We start from the raw sequence: 16326 nt of genomic DNA, 5'->3' as shown, positions 1-16326 counted from the left end.
CCCGCCTCTCGCATTAAGGGACAAATCGGAAGAAACAGTTACGTTGGTAAAGAACGGTTAACGACTGGCAAACGCGTCGCGGTAACCGGCCAAGACGCCTTCGACCATCGCCTTCTGCGAGAAATGCAGGAAGATTCGCTCGCGCAGCGACCTGGCCCGTTCCTGGGCGGCGGCCGGATCCTCGAGCGCGCTCTCGATGGCGTCGGCCATTGCAGCCGCGATGTTGGGCGCGAACAGCGCGTCGGTGTGGGTATCGAAAATCTCCGGGATGCCGCCGACATTGGCGGCCACCATCGGAATTCCGGCCGCCGCCGCCTCGATCACGACATAGGGCATGGAATCGCCGCGGGAGGGAACCACCAGCAGCGAGCCCTTGGAAAAGCCGTAGCGCGCCTTGACGTGCCCGATGAACCGCACCGCCTCGCCAAGACCGAGCCGCTGCACCTGGGCTTTCAGACCGGCGCTTTCCTCGCCGTCACCGGCCAGCGTCAGCGTCACCGGCCGGCCGTCGGCGCGCAGCCGCGCCACCGCGTCGATCAAGAGGTCGGCCCCCTTGATGTGCCTGAATTCGCCGACATAGACCACGTCGGTGGCGTCGGCGGCCTTCACGGCCGGATCGAACTCGTCGGCGGTGACGCCGTTGAACACGCAGCGCACCAGCCCTTTTGGAACACCGATGGTGCGCTGATAGGTGTTGCGCGCGAACGCGCTTTCGAACAGGAACAGGTCGGTCGAATTCATCAGCGTGCGTTCGAGACGGCTGTAGAGCACGCCCTTGAACGTGGTCAGCGGGTAATGCAGCGAACCGCCGTGCGGCGTATAGACCCGGATCGTGTCCTTTGCGGGGGTTTTCAGGCGCAGGAAGGCGCCGGCCTTGGCACCATGACCATGCAATACATCCGGTTTCAGGCGCCGGGTCAGGCGCAGGAAACGCGCCCATACCAGCGCGTCGGCAGGCACCAGTTCGCGGCGGATCGCAACGCGATGAACGCCGAGCTTGAGGCGCGGCGCGATCTCCGCCAGCGCCTGCTCGGCGCGTTCGCCGCCGGTGAGGCTGTCGGCGATGATGCCGACGTGATGGCCACGGGCGGCCTGACCGTTGGCGAGATCCAGGATATGGCGGAAGATGCCGCCAACCGGGGCGCGCGTCGCGTGCAGGATACGAAGCGGCTGACCTTCGACCAAAGGCATGATCAGAACCAGCGTTCGCCGACGAGCACGGTGTCGCCGGGGCTGAGGGGCGTGCCGGGCGGCACCACAAAGCGCCCGGTTCCGGACTCGTCGGTATGCGTCAGCGTGACGCTGTCGCGCCGCGCCCGCGGCGAGAAGCCGCCGGCGATCGCCACCGCACTCTCAACCGTCATGTTGGGCACATAGGGATATTGGCCGGGTGCGGCAACTTCGCCGAGGATGAAGAACGGCCGATAGGCCTCGATCTCCACCGCGACCGACGGATCCCGGATAAAGCCGCGGCGCAGTTTGGCTGCAATCTCGGCAGCGAGCCCCGCCGGCGTCCGTCCCCGCGCCGGCACCGGCCCGATCAGCGGCATCGTGATCGCGCCGCCGGCATCGATGGCGTAGGTATTGGTGAGGCCTTCCTGGCCGTAGACCATGACGCGCAGCTTGTCGCCGGCGTCGAGATGATAGGCCGCGTCATACCGAACCGGGGCGGGTTCGGCATAGGCCACGGGAATCGGGGCGGGCGCTGCCGCGTAGGATTGACCGTAGGCGATGGTGTCGAGGCTGCTTTGAGGGGCTACCGCCACCGGCGCGGTCCGGCCCATGCAGCCCGACAGAACGAGCGCAGCGGCCAGACATGAAAAAGGGGCGAGCACGCCTCGCATTACGAGAATCCCGAAAAAGTATCGGCGCGATTAAGGGCTTTCATGGTTAACAAAACATGACCGCGGCCTTCGGTGGCCATGCTTCCGCTCGCAAAATGCCCGGATTAACCCAGCGGCAACCTTAATGGAGTGTAATCGGCCCGGTTCAAGCTGATTGGTTGCGTTCGCGGGAGTGTGCGATGCGTTTAGCGTTCTGGCGTACGGGCAAGTACAGGGCGGTGGTGCAGCGGGTGATTTCGAAGCCTGCGCCCGTTGCCTCCAAGCCCGTTGCCTCCAAGCCCGTTGCCTCCGAACCGGTTGTCGCAAAGCCGGTCGCAACGCCGGAGTCCGGCGATCTGGATTTGCACGCGCTCGGTCAGGCGCTGATGCGCAGGCGGAGCTGGATCATCGTCCCGACGGTGCTCGCCGCCGTGCTGTCGATCGCCGCCGTCAATATGGTCTCCCCCCGCTACAAATCGGAAGTGCGCATCCTGATCGATGGCCGCGAGAACGTGTTCCTGCGGCCGAACGGCGAGCGCAGCGAGGAACGGAATGCGCTCGACGCCGAGGCGGTGACGAGTCAGGTGCAGTTGCTGCAGTCGCGCGATCTCGCCCGCGAGATCATCAGGAAGAACAAGCTTGCCGAACGGCCGGAATTCGATCCGGTGCTGCAGGGCCTTTCACCGCTGCGGTCGCTGCTGGCGCTGTTCGGAATCGGGCGCGATCCGTTCTCGCTGACGCCGGAAGAGCGCGTGCTCGACGCCTATTACGACCGCTTCACGGCGTATGCGGTCGACAAGTCGCGCGTCGTCGTCGTCGAATTCCAGTCGCGCGACCCCGAACTTGCGGCGCGTGTCGCCGACTCGATCGCCGAGGGCTATCTGGTGCTGCAGCAGGGTGCGCGGCAGGCGCAGGCCAAATCCGCCAGCCAGTGGCTGGCGGGCGAGATCGAGAGCCTGCGCAAGAAGGTCGCCGACGCCGAATCGCGCGTCGAGGATTTCCGCTCGAAGTCGAGCCTGTTCGTCGGCACCAACAACACCACGCTCTCCAACCAGCAGATGGGCGAGCTGAACACGCAATTGAACAACGCCCGCGCGCTGAAGTCGGACGCGGAGTCCAAGGCGCGCCTGATCAAGGAAATGCTCCAGAGCGGCAAGCCGATCGAGGCTTCCGAAGTGCTCAATTCCGAAGTGATCCGGCGGCTGTCCGACCAGCGGGTGACGCTGCGGGCGCAGCTGGCCGAGCAGTCCTCGACCTTGCTCGACGGCCATCCGCGCATCAAGGAATTGAAGGCCCAGCTTGCCGACATCGATCGCCAGATTCGCGAGGAGGCGGGCAAGGTCTCCCGCTCGCTGGACAATGATTCACGCATCGCCAGCGGCCGGGTCGAGGGCCTGAGCGCCAGCCTCGATCAATTGAAGAAGCAGGCGTCCTCGAACAACGGCCAGGATGTTCAGCTGCGCGCGCTCGAGCGCGAAGCCAAGGCGCAGCGCGATCTCCTCGAATCCTATCTTGCGAAATACCGCGAGGCCAATACCCGCGAGAATATCGAGGCGGCGCCGGCCGATGGCCGCATCATCTCGCGCGCCACCGTCTCCAACACGCCGGCCTATCCGAAGAAGCTGCCGATCGTGCTGATTGCGACGCTGGCAACCTTACTGCTCTCGGCCGGCGCGATCGTGACCGGCGAGTTGCTGCGCATGACCGCGCCGCGCGCGGTCGCCGTATTCGCGCCGTCCGCGGCGGCACGGCGCACGCCGGTCCTTGCACCGGCGGTCGAAGCCGACGCCGAACCCGCGCTTGAGCCCGAATCCGGACCCGAGCCCGAATCCGGACCTGAGCACGAATTCGCGCCGGAGCCCGCGTTGCGCGAGCCGCAGGCCGAGGTCGCGACCGCCATCGGCGAAATCGAGCAATTGGCCGAGACGCTCGTCGACGCCGGCGCGGCGGCGCACAAGGTGACCGTGCTCGGCGCCGCCGCGAGCGAGAGCATCACGCTGACCGCGCTGACGCTGGCCCGCCTGATGTCGCGCCGGATGAAGGTCGTGGTGGTCGATCTCGCGGCATCGTCGTTGACGATCCCCGCGGTGTCGGCCGATCCGAATGCACCGGGCCTTGCGGAACTGATGCAGGGGGAAGCCTCGTTCGCGCAGATCATCACCAAGGACCGGCTGTCGCGGGTCCATCTCGTCAGCGCCGGCCGTCCGGGTTTCGACCGCGCGCTGCTGCAGTCGCCGCGCCTGATGCTGGCGATCGACGCGCTGCTCAGGGTCTACGACCATGTGCTGCTGGATGCCGGCGCCGCCTCCGATCTGCCGGCGGAACTGCTGACCGCGCAGGCGCGCGCCGTGGTGGTGCCTGACGCATCGATGGCAGATGAGGCCCGCACGCTGATGTGCGATCAGCTCCGGGCGGTCGGCTTCTCCGAAGTGACGATGCTGAGCGAGCCGTGCCAGGCAATGGACGCGGTCGAAGTGGGGCCGCGGGTGGTGGCGGCCTGAGAACGCGGCAGAGACCGCAAGCCGTAGGGCGGACGAGGTCGCCTCCAATCCGCTACGCGGAGCATTTTCCGGCCGAGTGAGCGTGCGCAAAAGGAACTTTTTATCAATCCGCCGGTTTTCTTTGGGGCAAACTGACAGGAGATTCGTCATGTTCAAAGCACTCATGGCGGGAGCGGTCGCGGTTGGCCTCATCGTCGCTCCGACGGCCGCAGGCGCGGTGTCGACCCACAAGACCGACAAGATGCACAATCCCCACAAGATGCATCATGCGCAGAAGAAGATGGCGCCCGGCACCACGACCGGCATGTCGAGTGGAACGGCAACCGAAAAAACGACTGGCAGTGCAAAGGCCAAATCAGGGTACTAAGTACGTTGACCATCGCGCGATACGCTGAGGGTGGTTGACGTGAGGGTGGTTCCCGCGCGCGGAGGAACCGGCGCAGCGGGGGGGGGGGGGGCTGCGTATGTAAATCAGAAACAGAGCTCAGGGCGGATTGGAGCCAACCCCGTCCGCCCTCGCTCAACGAGCGAAGGCGGAAGGCGTAATCCGCCATGCCGCTGACGCGAGCGCATCATGTTTATCCTGCGCCGCATATCGGATGATCGTCGCGCGTTCGTTAAACTGTAGTTCTCGTCATTCCGATCGGTGGATTCATCGGATCGCAATAGCCCGTCGGGCAAAATCCGCCCTTTGAGTTAGCGCCGGCACCGTCAAACCGGCAGCAGCTCGGTTGCTCGAAAACGCCGATTTGTCGAACCGTTTTAATGTGATTTGCCCTGTCCAGTCCTTTCAGAGAAAATATTCCTGTTTCCAAATACCCCAAATCAGGTCTAGAAACTTCGCCGTCTCATCCCTCAACGAGGGGCGTATCCGGATCGTCAAATACGTTGGGATGGGATGCGGTGGACGCGGCAGCGTCGGGCGCGATCGTGTTCGCAGGGCGGGCTTCGGCTCGTGAGCGATCAAACGGCGCGCAGACGAACGATGCTAACGCGGACGGCAAAACCGTGTGGTCCTGGCACCCGTTGCTGGTGTCAAATCGGCGGAGGTATGTCGACCCAACCGGGCGCGGACATGCCGTCAATCCGACGATGACGGTGACAAGACGAATTCGTCGCCGGGGAGAAACCATTCGCGTGCGGGAATGCCGGTGCGACCGTGGTGACTACCCTGTGCTTACTACCAATGCACAGGGGCTGCGGGTGCATCGGGCACCCGGCATTCCCCACGCCCTCTATTTTCCAAGGGCGAAAGTTAGCTTGCACGACTCGGGCGCACTGCGCGGCGAGATCTTGAACGTGCGTGTGGGTTCGTCATTGCGAGGAGCGAAGCGACGAAGCAATCCATTATTCTTTTCCGCGGTGCGATGGATTTGCTTCGCGGAGCCTGTCATCGGGCGCGCGTTTGCGCCGAACCATTAACTCGCAATGACGGCTGGGCTGTTCGAAAATTGAATCAGAGGTTTGCGGGGACGTCATCCTGAGAGGTTGTGAAGCTATCTCGGACCTCATCCTGAGGAGCGGCGTCTTCGCCGCGTCTCGAAGGATGGCCGCGAGTCCGTTGTTGCGTCCATCCTTCGAGACGCTTGCTTCGCAAGCTCCTCAGGATGAGGTCCGTACTATCCGTCATCCTGAGGTGCGAGCCTTGCGGTGCACTTGCACCGCCGAGCGCACCTTCCGAGCGAACGCAAGTGCGTTCGTCCGGGGATGACGGGAGACAGTGCTAGGGCGACGCGCCGATCTAATGCGAGCGAAACGCGCTGCGCAGCTTTTGCGCCATCTCCAGCAGCGCCGGATTATGCTTCACCATGCGCTTGGTGCGGTTGAGGCCCGACATTGCGGCGGCGGCCATCTTGCCGCGTGGGCTCAGGGGAATGAAACTGTCGAAGATCGGCTCGTCGCTCTTGCAGAACAGCCGCTTGTATTCGTCCGAGCCAATGCCGAGATCGAAGGCGCGATAATCCTGGGCGGCGAAGTGATCGATGATGTCGCGCATCAGGATCAGGCCGGGGCTGTATTTCGAATTGCCCGACATCGTGTAGGTGTTGAACATCATCGAAAAGCGATGACCGTCGGCGACGCCGGCGAAGATCGCGATCACCTCTTCGTCGCAATCGAGCGCGTGGATATGGATCGCCCGGCCGCCGTTGGCGAGCCGCATCATGCAGGCGTTGCGGATGAAATCCTCGACGCCGGGGTCGGCGAACACGTTGGGCAGCTTCTGTTCGGCCATCCGCAACGGCTTGACGCGGAAGAACCAGTCCAGCAGCCGCGTGATCTCGGCGTCTTCGGTCGCAACGTGATAGCGATAGCCGGGCAGCGGCTGCAGCTTGCGCTCCTTGCCCTTCAGGCGGCGGCGGAACGAGTTGCTGACCAGCGTTGCGGGCGTTGCGCCGGGTTCCATCGTCAGCAGCGGGCAGTCGTTGGCGGAGGGTTGGTTTGGCAGCAGCGCCAGCGGGTTCGGCAGATCGCGCCAGCGCAGGGGTTGCTGATGCAGCGCGAGCACGTCGGTTTCGGAGCGTTCCGCCAAGGCCGTGATCAAGGCATCGAGATCGGCCGGGGTGGCGTTCGCGGCGAAATCCTTGTCCCACAACGCCATGTTGAAGGTCGAGTGCTTGCCGCCCATGAAGCCGGCGCTGCGCACGCCATAGGCATGCCGGAGCGCCAGCGGCAACAGCAGCAGCGGCCGGCGCTCCGCGTTGAATGCAATCACGATGAAGGGGACGAGACCTTCGCGCGCGCCGACCTCGCGCTGCCATGCGGCGACGAAGTCAAAGCGCTGATACGGTGTGAAGGATTGCCCGGGGCTTTCCATGCCGCGCCAGATCGCTTCCGCGGCGGCGAGATCGTGGATGATGTCGATGCTGGCGATGCGGTTCGGCTTCGACCATGCCGTTGCTTCCGCCGTCTGGCCTTCGATCGCGGCAGCCATGGTCATCGCAACACCCGCTATATAAAATTGTTTACAATTTTCGGCTTGGGCGCGACCTTCGCAGGGAAATGTCAACAAAGAGTAATAACAATGCAGTCGCGGCGGGGCGCGCGCGGCCGGAATCAGGGACGGGACGTTGGCATCGGATAACCGGTTTTTGCAGCGGGCGCGGATGGAGCTCGCTTATTTCAGCGGCTTCGCGCGGCTGAAGCAGCGGCGGGCCGGCGGCGCCGGTGTCGTGCTGCGGTTCGAGCGCGTGCGGCCACGCCGTTCGGTTCGGTTTCAGCCGCTAAAATCCCGGGAGATCACGCCGGAATTTCTCGATCGCACGATCCGGGCGCTGAAGCGCTGGAAGTTCGATATCGTCCCGATGGACGAGGTATGTCGGCGGGCGGTCACGCTGCCGCAGCCGAAGCGGTTTGTCAGCCTGACCTTCGATGGCGGCTACAAGGATGTGATGGCATCGGCCTATCCAGTGTTGTCCCGGCACGGCGTGCCCTTCACCGTCTACCTGCCGACCGCGTTTCCGGACGGGGTTGGGGAGGCCTGGTGGCAAGCGCTTGAGGACATGATCGGGCGCGAAGACCGCCTGAGCCTGGTGATCGACCGCAGGGAACGCCGCTTCACGATCCGCAGTACGCCGGAGAAAATCGAAGTCTACGAATTTCTCGCAAGCTGGATGCGGACGCTGACGCCGCCGGATCTTTCATTCGCGATCAACGATCTCTGCAAGCGGTACGCCGTCGACCTGACGGCGCTGTCACGCAGCGCATCGATGGACTGGGACGATCTGGCAAAACTCGCCGCCGATCCGAATGTGACGATCGGAGGTGCGACGGTGAACTATCCGGTGCTGGCGAACTTGCGGGATGTCGACGCCCAGCGCGAGATGGCGATGGGCAAGGCGGTCGCCGAGGCCGCCTTTCGTCGCGGCATCCACCATTTCGCCTATCCCTTTGGCGACCGCGAATCCTGGCGCCGGGCGCATGCGACGATGGCCAAGGAGATCGGTTTTATCAGCGCCGCAACGGTGATTTCGGGTGTGGTGCAGGCGCAGGGGCGCGGCAACCTGCACGCGCTGCCGCGCCTTGCCTGGGACGGGCGGCAGCGCTCGCTGCGCATGATGCGCGTGATGCTCTCCGGCGCATTTTTCGCGCCGGAGAGGCCAGCCGGGCGCGCCCCGACCTAGACGTCCGGCCGCGACATCCAGCTGATGATCGGCATCGCCGGCAGCACCCAGCCAAGTCCGGCTACGACATAAAAGATGGCCTGCAGCAGGCCGGAATTGGCAAGCCATGGCGTCTGCGCGACCGTCATCCCCATCAGCGACCACACCACGACCAGCATCAGCAGAGCGATGGTTCCGAACAATTTGCGGGTGCGTATCGTCATGGCGGATTTGTGAAGCTTTCGGCTAGTTGCGCGCAGGAAGGGGCGGACTATAAGGGGCGCGTCAATTCAATCAAGCACGGGTTCCAGAAACGGCTTCCATGACCGGTAATTCCGCACAGCAGGCCCCGCAAAACCGCGCCATCCGGTGGTGGCTGTTTTCGGTCGCCGCCCTGATCGCGATCATGGTGCTGGTCGGCGGCGCCACGCGGCTGACGGAATCCGGATTGTCGATCGTCGAGTGGAAACCGGTCACCGGCGCGCTGCCGCCGCTGACCGAGGCGCAATGGACGCAGGCGTTCGAAGCCTACAAGACCATTCCGCAATATCGCGAACTCAATGCCGGAATGAATCTGGCCGAGTTCAAGACGATCTTCTGGTGGGAATGGAGCCACCGGCTGCTCGGGCGCGTGATCGGCGCGGTCTATCTGCTGCCGTTCCTGTTCTTCCTGTGGCGCGGCATGATGGGGCCTGAGCTGAAGCGGCGGCTGTGGCTGATCTTCGGGCTCGGCGCGCTGCAGGGTGCGGTCGGCTGGTGGATGGTGGCCTCGGGGCTTTCAGCGCGGGTCGAGGTTTCGCAATATCGGCTGGCGACGCATCTGGTGCTGGCGCTGCTGATCTTTGCCGCCATCGTCTGGACGCTGCGGCGGTTGAAAGAGCGAACACAGTTTACGGCGCCGTCACGGCTGAAAATCACCAGCATGATCCTGCTGGCGCTGACCTTCGTGCAGCTCTATTTCGGCGCGCTGGTGGCGGGCTTGCGTGCGGGCAGGGTCTACAACACCTGGCCCGATATCGACGGCGCGTTCATTCCGTCGGCGGCGCGGCTGTGGTTCGAGCAGCCTTGGTGGCGCAATCTGTTCGACAATACGCTGACGGTGCAGTTCGAACATCGCATGACCGCCTATGCGTTGCTGGCGCTGGCGGCGCTGCACGTATTCGACGCGGTTCGTTCACGCGCCGGCTCCGCGGTGATCGGCGGCGCCTGGTCGTTGCTTCTGGCGATCACACTGCAGGCTGTGCTCGGCATCCTCACGCTGCTCAACCAGGTGCCGATCGATCTCGCATTGACCCACCAGGCCGTTGCGATCGTGGTGCTGACGCTCGCGGTGTTCCAGGCCGAACGGCTGGCGTCGCGCCGGGTCGAGACCGGTCAGCCAAAGCTGGTTTTGCCGGTCGGGCAGCCCGGCTGAAATCGAACTATTCTAATCTGTCGCAATCGGCAGAAGTCCCCGTATTGCAGGGCTTTTGTCGCGGCGCGATCGGTTGACGCGTTTGTGTGGCGCAGGGCTGCTTTACTTGAAGCATCGGAGGCATAGAACGAACGCAAATAACGGGTTCGCTCATGTCGTCAGCATTCATCCAATCCGCCGTCATCCTGCTCCGCGAGGGGCTGGAAGCCATGCTGGTGATCGCAGCCCTTGCGGGCTATCTGACCAAGGCCGGCGCCGGTCATCGCATTCAGGCGCTGTATGGCGGCGCGCTCGCCGCGGTCGGCGCCAGCATCGTCGCCGCCTGGCTGTTCGCGGTGCTGAATTCGGGCGAGCACAGCGACGTGCTCGAAGGCGTCATCATTCTCGTCGCCGCGGCCCTGATGCTCTATGTCAGCGGCTGGCTGATGGTGAAGCAGGATCCACGCGGCTGGCAGGATTATCTCGCGCACAAGGCCGACAGCGCGCTGGCGCAGGACACAGTGTGGGCGGTCGGCGCGCTGGCCTTCCTTGCCGTATTCCGCGAAGGCGCCGAAACCGTCCTGTTCATCAATGCACTGGCGACGACGGAAGGCGGCTGGAGCGCCGGCCTGTTCGCGGGCCTCGGTTCGGCGACGCTTGGGCTCGTCGTGTTGTTCTATTTCATCAACCTGATCGCCCGGAAGATTCCGCTGCGCCCGCTGTTCATCATCACCTCCGCGTTCCTGTTCGCGATGGCGATCAAATTCATCGGCGAAGCCGTGCAGGAATTCCAGGAGCAGGCGATGCTGCCGTTCACCGAACTCAAGGGCGTGTCCTGGCTCGGCGCACTCGGGCTCAACCCGACGCTGGAGGCGTTGTCGGCGCAGCTACTGGTCATCGTGTTTGCGCTCGCAACCTATTCGGTGATCCAGCGCAACAACCGGCTGGCGCGCGCGGACAAGGGAGCGGTGCGGACGGCGAAACCCTAATACGTCAGCAATAGCCGTACACGCCGCAGGCGTAGGGCAGCCGGTTCCAATAGCTGACATAGGGGCCGCCGTAATAGGGGCCCTGGTAATTGTAATCGAACGCCCGTCCATAATAGCCCGGGAGCGCCGATGAGCCCGGCAGCAGCGGAGTGCCGACCAGCGGCGGGATGTACGGAACGTATCCACTCGACGGCGTGAACAGCACTTCCGGCTCTTCCTCGACATAGACCCGTCGCCCATAAGGCGGCGCGGCGGGCGCAACGGTCGTCCGGTATTTGTAATGGGTGCGGGGCAGGCCCGGCGGCAGTTTGCTGGCGGCGCGATAGGCGGCCCGCTTGGTGGCCAAAGGCCCGTCGGCGGCGGAAGCGGTCCCAACCGCGAAAACCGCAACGAGACATGGCATCAGATATGGCATCATCCAGTGCAACATCGATCATCTCCCGAATCATCCGGAGCTATTCAATGCCACTTTATGCCGGAATGACCGTTAACGAGAGGCTCGTGATTTCGGGCCAGATGGCCGAGTGGGACGGCGCGGTCGCCAAACGCGACCGGGCCAGGATGATCGAGATATTGATGGCGACCGAACTGACGGCGGAGCAGGCGGCGTCCACGACAGACACCACGCTGGGCAATCCGGAGAAGTATGGGTACCCGCCTGCGAAGGGGTGAAACGCCTCCTCCGTCATTGCGAGCGAAGCGAAGCAATCCATCTCACCGCAGATGGAACCATGGATTGCTTCGTCGCTGCGCTCCTCGCAATGACGGCCAACTAGGCGCTCAGCGCCTGCTCGAGATCTGCGATCAGATCTTCCTTGTCCTCGATGCCGATCGATAGACGCACCACGTCGGGAGCTGCACCCGACTTCACCTTGGCGGCGTCGTCGAGCTGGCTGTGCGTGGTCGAGGCCGGGGTGGATCACCAGCGAGCGGGTGTCGCCGACGTTGGCGAGGTGGGAAAACAGTTTCAGGTTCGACACCAGGCTGACGCCGGCGTCGTAGCCGCCCTTGAGGCTGAAGGTGAAGACGGCGCCGGCGCCCTTCGGCGCATATTTGCGCGCCAGGTTGTTGTATTTGTTGCTCGCGAGGCCTGAGTAATTCACCTCCGCCACCGCCGGATGGCCGGAGAGGAATTCCGCGACCCCCTTGGCGTTCTCGCAATGCTTCTGCATGCGCAGCGGCAGCGTCTCGATGCCGGTCAGGATCAGGAACGCATTGAAGGGCGAAATCGCCGGTCCGAGGTCGCGCAGGCCGAGCACGCGGCAGGCGATCGCAAATGCAAAGTTGCCAAACGTCTCCTGGATCCTGATGCCGTGATATTCGGGGCGCGGCTCGCTCAGCATCGGATATTTGTTGTCCTTCGACCAGTCGAAGGTGCCGGCATCGACGATGATGCCGCCGAGCGAGTTGCCGTGGCCGCCCAGAAACTTCGTCAGCGAATGCACGACGATGTCGGCGCCGTGGTCGATCGGGCGGATCAAATAGGGCGTCGCCAGCGTGTTGTCGACGATCAGGGGCACGCCGGCCTTGCGCGCGACGGCGGCGATCGCCTCGATATCGGTGATGCTGCCGGCGGGATTGGCGATCGACTCGATGAAGATCGCCTTGGTATGCGGCGTGACCGCGCGCTCAAAAGTCTCGACATCGTCGGGATCGGCCCATGCCACGTTCCAGCCAAAGCTCTTGAACGCATGGGTGAACTGGTTGATCGAGCCGCCATAGAGTTTTCGCGCGGCAATGAATTCGTCGCCCGGCATCAGTAATTGCTGAAGCACGACGACCTGCGCGGCGTGTCCGGACGCAACCGCCAGCGCGGCGGTGCCGCCTTCGAGCGCTGCGACGCGCTCTTCGAGTACGGCGGTGGTCGGGTTGGTGATGCGGGTATAGATGTTGCCGAACGCCTGCAGTCCGAACAGCGAGGCGGCGTGATCGGCATCGTTGAACACGAATGAAGTGGTTTGATAGATCGGCGTCACGCGCGCGCCGGTGGTCGGATCAGGCTGCGCGCCCGCGTGCACGGCAAGGGTCGAAAATCCCGGAAGACGGTCGGTCATTATTTACGTCCTATTTTTGGCTTGTTCGAAAATGCGCGGCATGCTGATGGCGGCCGCGTCCGCCGTCAAGGCGCGTAGTTCGCATATCGTGGATTAGAACGGTCGTGCTTCGTTATTTGCGTTTTCAAAACAATCGTTTCGCATTTGCGTCACGTCAGTTCGCTCTTGTTTTTCGCGGCGCGGTCGGACGCCGCGGTTTCGCCGCCGCCGACGCTCGTGCGGTTCAACGACAGCCGCATGCCCTGCGTCGGGATCGGGGCGCGCTTGGAGCTCAGCGTTCGCGAGTTGACGCCCATCCAGGAAATTTCCGACGATAGCCGGCCATATTCGATCTTCGGGCAGCGGTTCATCACGACCTTGAGACCGGCGGCTTCCGCCTTTGCCGCCGCGGCGTCGTCGCGCGCGCCGAGCTGCATCCAGATCACTTTCGGCGGCGGCGACAGCTTCAGCGCTTCGTCGACGACGGGAAGGATGTGGCTGGAATTGCGGAAGATGTCGATCATGTCGACGGGACGGCCGATATCCGCTAGCGAAGCCACGAAGGGCTTGCCGAGCAGGCTCTTGCCGACATGGCCGGGATTGACCGGAATCATGTCGTAGCCGCGCTGCGCCAGATATTTGAAGGCAAAATAGCTCGGCCGCACATTGACCGGCGATGCGCCCACCATCGCGATCGATTTCACGCCGTTGAGGATTTCGCGGATGTAATTGTCGTCGTAGGCGTCATGATTCATTGCGGTTTTATTTATCCTGCCAGTTCGGCTCGCGCTTTTCGATAAAGGCGCCGATGCCTTCTTCGGCATCGCGCGCCATCATGTTCTCGGTCATTACCTCTGCCGCATAGCGATAGGCGTCGGCAAGGCTCATTTCGGCCTGCCGATAGAACGCTTCCTTGCCGAGCTTCACCGTGTAGGCGGATTTGCGCGCGACCTGTTGCGCCAGCGCGATGGCGGCATCGCGTTCGGTGCCGGCGGCCACGACCCGGTTGACGAGGCCGATGCTCTGTGCCGTCGTCGCCGAAATCGGCTCGCCGGTGAGCAGCATCTCCATCGCCTGCTTGCGCGGAACATTGCGCGACAGCGCCACCATCGGCGTCGAACAGAACAGGCCGATATCGACGCCGGGCGTGGCGAAGCCCGCGGCGTCGGAGGCCACCGCAAGATCGCAGCTCGCCACCAGCTGGCAGCCGGCCGCGGTCGCGATGCCCTGCACGGCGGCCACCACGGGCTTGGGCAGCTGCACGATCGCCTGCATCATCGCGCTGCAGGCGTTCATGATTTGCGCGAAATAAGCACGGCCGCGATCGGCATCGGCGCGGCGAGCGGTCAGTTCTTTCATGTCGTGGCCAGCGGAAAAGGCCGGACCATTGGCCGCGATCACCACCGCGCGCACGTTTCGGTCGTCGTGAAGGTCGTTCAGCGCCGCGTGCAGCTCGGCGATCAGGCCTTCCGACAGGCTGTTGCGCGCCGCGGGCCGGTTGAGCGTGAGTACGGCGACGTGGCCTGCACTCTCGCGCAGCAGGATCGGCGAATGCGGCGTTGGTGCGCGGGCGGGCTGGGCGGACATAGCGAAATTTCCACTAGGGCTTTGATGACAACTTAATGTAACAGGCAATCTGAAGCGAGGGCAGGGGACGGCATGGCGGCAGCGAAAATGAGCGTGGCTGAACTGGAGAAGTTCCTTCACGACGAATTCCCCCAGGCCTTCAGGGGCGGTGATATCACCATCGAAAGCGCCGACGGCGAGACCTGTCTGCTCCGTCAGCGCTACAACGACCAGATGCTGCGCCCGGGCGGGACGGTTTCGGGGCCGACGCTGATGGCGATGGCCGATTTCGCGATGTACGTGGTGCTGCTGTCGGCGATCGGTCCGGTCGGCCTGGCGGTGACGACCAATCTCAACATCAATTTCCTGCGCAAGGGGCTGCCCGGGCAGGACGTGCTGGCCGCGGCGAAACTGTTGAAGCTGGGCAAGCGGCTCGCGGTCGGCGAGGTCAATTTGCTGTCGGGGTCGTCGCCCGATCCGATCGCGCACGTAACGGCGACCTATTCCATTCCAAACACATAGGCTTTCTCACGGTACTATAACACCATATTTGCAAGTCACTGTTTCTGCAGCATAAATCCACACACTCCGGCATTGACGCACAACGTCCGGTTCTCTAGAAACCGCCGCAGTTCGGCGCGTGTTGCGCCGGTCCCCCATTTACGGATTTTCTCACATGAAAACGTTTTCGGCCAAGCCCGCCGAAGTGACGAAGAAGTGGGTGCTGATCGACGCCAAGGGTTTGGTGGTCGGCCGGCTCGCCACTCTGGTCGCGATGCGCCTGCGCGGCAAACATCTGCCCACCTACACGCCCCATGTCGATTGCGGCGACCACGTCGTCATCATCAACGCGGCTCACGTCGTGCTGACCGGCCGCAAGCGCGAGCAGAAGGTCTATTACAAGCACACCGGCTTCATCGGTGGCATCAAGGAGCGCACCGCGAAGTCGATCCTTGAGGGTCGCTTCCCCGAGCGCGTGGTCGAGAAGGCGATCGAGCGCATGGTTCCGCGCGGTCCGCTCGGCCGTGTGCAGATGGGCAATCTGCGCGTTTATCCCGGCGCCGAACATCCGCATGAAGCCCAGCAGCCCGAGCCGCTCGATATCGCTTCGATGAACCGCAAGAACATGAGGGCCGCATAAGATGTCCGATACCATGCAGTCTCTCGATCAATTGTCGTCGTTGAAGCCGGCCGCGCCGGAAGCACCGAAATACGTCAAGAAGGTCGACAAATACGGTCGCGCCTACGCCACCGGCAAGCGCAAGGACGCGGTCGCCCGCGTCTGGATCAAGCCGGGCGCCGGCAAGGTCATCGTCAACACCCGTGAAGTCGAAGTGTATTTCGCCCGCCCGGTGTTGCGGATGTTGATCCAGCAGCCGCTGGTCGCAGCCGCCCGTGCCGGCCAGTACGACGTGATCTGCACCGTCGCCGGTGGTGGCCTGTCGGGCCAGGCAGGCGCCGTCCGTCACGGCATCTCCAAGGCGCTGACCTATTTCGAACCGGATCTGCGCGGCGTGCTGAAGAAGGGCGGTTTCCTGACCCGCGACAGCCGTACCGTCGAGCGCAAGAAGTACGGCCGCGCCAAGGCGCGCAAGTCGTTCCAGTTCTCGAAGCGCTAATTGCTTCGCTAAAATTTGCAGCGTTTGCTGCATTCGTGAATCGAAGAGGGCGCCGAGAGGCGCCCTTTTTGTTGGAGCGGGTTCGCGTGAAGAAAACGCGTCAGAACAAAAAGCCAGGGCCCGATTCTGATTGCATCGGAATCGGGCCCTGGAGTTTAGAGATGAATTAACGCAGTTTTTCCTGAAAACTTGCGTATGCGTGCAAACGGATTTGGAACCCGGCGGTCTTAGCGTGTGACATCGTAATGGCGCGGCATCACATTTCAATCGCGCCAGAGAACGTTGCATCACAGGGCAGGGTG

Annotated in this window: 16 protein-coding genes and 1 pseudogene; 9 read left to right on the top strand and 8 right to left on the bottom strand. The window is 63.5% G+C overall.

The annotated features are described in order from the left end of the window. Positions 1–57 precede the first annotated feature (57 nt). Positions 58–1191, bottom strand: coding sequence for a glycosyltransferase family 4 protein (locus V1289_RS48230; RefSeq protein WP_334406865.1), 1134 nt, complete (start codon positions 1189–1191; stop codon positions 58–60). A gap of 2 nt (positions 1192–1193) precedes the next feature. Beyond that, positions 1194–1844, bottom strand: a complete 651-nt coding sequence (locus tag V1289_RS48225) for a polysaccharide biosynthesis/export family protein (RefSeq protein ID WP_334406864.1) — start codon at positions 1842–1844, stop codon at positions 1194–1196. Positions 1845–2023: 179 nt separating this feature from the next. Between V1289_RS48225 and V1289_RS48220 the strand changes: the two genes are divergently transcribed. Both V1289_RS48220 and V1289_RS48215 read left to right on the top strand, forming a co-directional pair. Beyond that, positions 2024–4324 carry a GumC family protein gene (locus tag V1289_RS48220; RefSeq protein WP_334406862.1) on the top strand — a complete coding sequence of 767 codons (2301 nt, stop codon included), beginning with the start codon at positions 2024–2026 and terminating at the stop codon, positions 4322–4324. A gap of 148 nt (positions 4325–4472) precedes the next feature. Next, positions 4473–4691 carry a hypothetical protein gene (locus V1289_RS48215; RefSeq protein WP_334406860.1) on the top strand — a complete coding sequence of 73 codons (219 nt, stop codon included), beginning with the start codon at positions 4473–4475 and terminating at the stop codon, positions 4689–4691. 1374 nt (positions 4692–6065) lie between these two features. Here V1289_RS48215 and V1289_RS48210 read toward each other — a convergent pair. Then, entirely contained in the window at positions 6066–7262 is a 1197-nt protein-coding gene (locus V1289_RS48210; protein ID WP_334406858.1) for a GNAT family N-acetyltransferase, read from the bottom strand. Between the two features lie 130 nt (positions 7263–7392). Here V1289_RS48210 and V1289_RS48205 point away from each other — a divergent pair, with 130 nt between their 5' ends. Continuing rightward, positions 7393–8445 (top strand): polysaccharide deacetylase family protein, encoded by a 1053-nt coding sequence (locus V1289_RS48205; protein WP_334406856.1) that lies wholly within the window; start codon positions 7393–7395, stop codon positions 8443–8445. Here V1289_RS48205 and V1289_RS48200 read toward each other — a convergent pair. Then, on the bottom strand, positions 8442–8648 hold the full coding sequence (locus tag V1289_RS48200; protein WP_309177330.1) for a DUF2842 domain-containing protein: 207 nt from the start codon (positions 8646–8648) through the stop codon (positions 8442–8444). The two genes, V1289_RS48205 and V1289_RS48200, sit on opposite strands and share 4 nt — an antisense overlap. A gap of 98 nt (positions 8649–8746) precedes the next feature. Here V1289_RS48200 and V1289_RS48195 point away from each other — a divergent pair, with 98 nt between their 5' ends. After that, positions 8747–9838 carry a COX15/CtaA family protein gene (locus V1289_RS48195; RefSeq protein ID WP_334406853.1) on the top strand — a complete coding sequence of 364 codons (1092 nt, stop codon included), beginning with the start codon at positions 8747–8749 and terminating at the stop codon, positions 9836–9838. Between the two features lie 152 nt (positions 9839–9990). Then, positions 9991–10806 (top strand): FTR1 family iron permease, encoded by an 816-nt coding sequence (locus V1289_RS48190; protein ID WP_334406851.1) that lies wholly within the window; start codon positions 9991–9993, stop codon positions 10804–10806. 4 nt (positions 10807–10810) lie between these two features. On the opposite strand, the gene V1289_RS48185 is transcribed toward V1289_RS48190, so the two are convergent. After that, positions 10811–11236 carry a hypothetical protein gene (locus V1289_RS48185; RefSeq protein ID WP_334406849.1) on the bottom strand — a complete coding sequence of 142 codons (426 nt, stop codon included), beginning with the start codon at positions 11234–11236 and terminating at the stop codon, positions 10811–10813. A 32-nt stretch (positions 11237–11268) separates the two neighbouring features. Here V1289_RS48185 and V1289_RS48180 point away from each other — a divergent pair, with 32 nt between their 5' ends. Continuing rightward, positions 11269–11478, top strand: a complete 210-nt coding sequence (locus V1289_RS48180) for a hypothetical protein (RefSeq protein WP_334406847.1) — start codon at positions 11269–11271, stop codon at positions 11476–11478. 100 nt (positions 11479–11578) lie between these two features. Here the strand turns inward: V1289_RS48180 and V1289_RS48175 are convergent. The 3 genes and pseudogenes from V1289_RS48175 to V1289_RS48165 all read right to left on the bottom strand — a co-directional run bounded on the left by V1289_RS48175 (position 11579) and on the right by V1289_RS48165 (position 14426). Continuing rightward, a pseudogene (locus V1289_RS48175) lies at positions 11579–12860 on the bottom strand (O-acetylhomoserine aminocarboxypropyltransferase). Between the two features lie 149 nt (positions 12861–13009). Then, positions 13010–13594 carry a CoA-binding protein gene (locus V1289_RS48170; protein ID WP_074276442.1) on the bottom strand — a complete coding sequence of 195 codons (585 nt, stop codon included), beginning with the start codon at positions 13592–13594 and terminating at the stop codon, positions 13010–13012. A gap of 7 nt (positions 13595–13601) precedes the next feature. Then, entirely contained in the window at positions 13602–14426 is an 825-nt protein-coding gene (locus V1289_RS48165) for an enoyl-CoA hydratase (protein ID WP_334406845.1), read from the bottom strand. Between the two features lie 72 nt (positions 14427–14498). Here V1289_RS48165 and V1289_RS48160 point away from each other — a divergent pair, with 72 nt between their 5' ends. From V1289_RS48160 to rpsI, 3 genes are all read left to right on the top strand, one after another. After that, entirely contained in the window at positions 14499–14927 is a 429-nt protein-coding gene (locus tag V1289_RS48160) for a PaaI family thioesterase (RefSeq protein WP_074276444.1), read from the top strand. A gap of 154 nt (positions 14928–15081) precedes the next feature. Next, positions 15082–15546 carry a 50S ribosomal protein L13 gene (gene rplM / locus V1289_RS48155; RefSeq protein ID WP_074276445.1) on the top strand — a complete coding sequence of 155 codons (465 nt, stop codon included), beginning with the start codon at positions 15082–15084 and terminating at the stop codon, positions 15544–15546. A 1-nt stretch (position 15547) separates the two neighbouring features. After that, complete coding sequence (gene rpsI / locus V1289_RS48150) at positions 15548–16024, top strand: 30S ribosomal protein S9 (RefSeq protein WP_074276446.1); 477 nt, start codon at positions 15548–15550, stop codon at positions 16022–16024. Positions 16025–16326: the final 302 nt, after the last annotated feature.

This window comes from Bradyrhizobium sp. AZCC 2289, from assembly GCF_036924615.1.
Taxonomy (GTDB): Bacteria; Pseudomonadota; Alphaproteobacteria; order Rhizobiales; family Xanthobacteraceae; genus Bradyrhizobium.
The sequence above is the reverse complement of the archived record's forward strand: the minus strand, read 5'-3'. Positions and strand labels throughout refer to the sequence as shown.

Bases quoted from the DNA above. Each gene is read 5' to 3' on its own strand.
- V1289_RS48200 (WP_309177330.1), bottom strand. From the start codon at position 8,648: ATGACGATACGCACCCGCAAATTGTTCGGAACCATCGCTCTGCTGATG.
- V1289_RS48170 (WP_074276442.1), bottom strand. From the start codon at position 13,594: ATGAATCATGACGCCTACGACGACAATTACATCCGCGAAATCCTCAAC.
- V1289_RS48225 (WP_334406864.1), bottom strand. From the start codon at position 1,844: ATGCGAGGCGTGCTCGCCCCTTTTTCATGTCTGGCCGCTGCGCTCGTT.
- V1289_RS48180 (WP_334406847.1), top strand. From the start codon at position 11,269: ATGCCACTTTATGCCGGAATGACCGTTAACGAGAGGCTCGTGATTTCG.
- V1289_RS48165 (WP_334406845.1), bottom strand. From the start codon at position 14,426: ATGTCCGCCCAGCCCGCCCGCGCACCAACGCCGCATTCGCCGATCCTG.
- V1289_RS48160 (WP_074276444.1), top strand. From the start codon at position 14,499: ATGGCGGCAGCGAAAATGAGCGTGGCTGAACTGGAGAAGTTCCTTCAC.
- V1289_RS48195 (WP_334406853.1), top strand. From the start codon at position 8,747: ATGACCGGTAATTCCGCACAGCAGGCCCCGCAAAACCGCGCCATCCGG.
- V1289_RS48220 (WP_334406862.1), top strand. From the start codon at position 2,024: ATGCGTTTAGCGTTCTGGCGTACGGGCAAGTACAGGGCGGTGGTGCAG.
- V1289_RS48210 (WP_334406858.1), bottom strand. From the start codon at position 7,262: ATGACCATGGCTGCCGCGATCGAAGGCCAGACGGCGGAAGCAACGGCA.
- V1289_RS48230 (WP_334406865.1), bottom strand. From the start codon at position 1,191: ATGCCTTTGGTCGAAGGTCAGCCGCTTCGTATCCTGCACGCGACGCGC.
- V1289_RS48185 (WP_334406849.1), bottom strand. From the start codon at position 11,236: ATGTTGCACTGGATGATGCCATATCTGATGCCATGTCTCGTTGCGGTT.
- rplM (WP_074276445.1), top strand. From the start codon at position 15,082: ATGAAAACGTTTTCGGCCAAGCCCGCCGAAGTGACGAAGAAGTGGGTG.
- V1289_RS48190 (WP_334406851.1), top strand. From the start codon at position 9,991: ATGTCGTCAGCATTCATCCAATCCGCCGTCATCCTGCTCCGCGAGGGG.
- rpsI (WP_074276446.1), top strand. From the start codon at position 15,548: ATGTCCGATACCATGCAGTCTCTCGATCAATTGTCGTCGTTGAAGCCG.
- V1289_RS48215 (WP_334406860.1), top strand. From the start codon at position 4,473: ATGTTCAAAGCACTCATGGCGGGAGCGGTCGCGGTTGGCCTCATCGTC.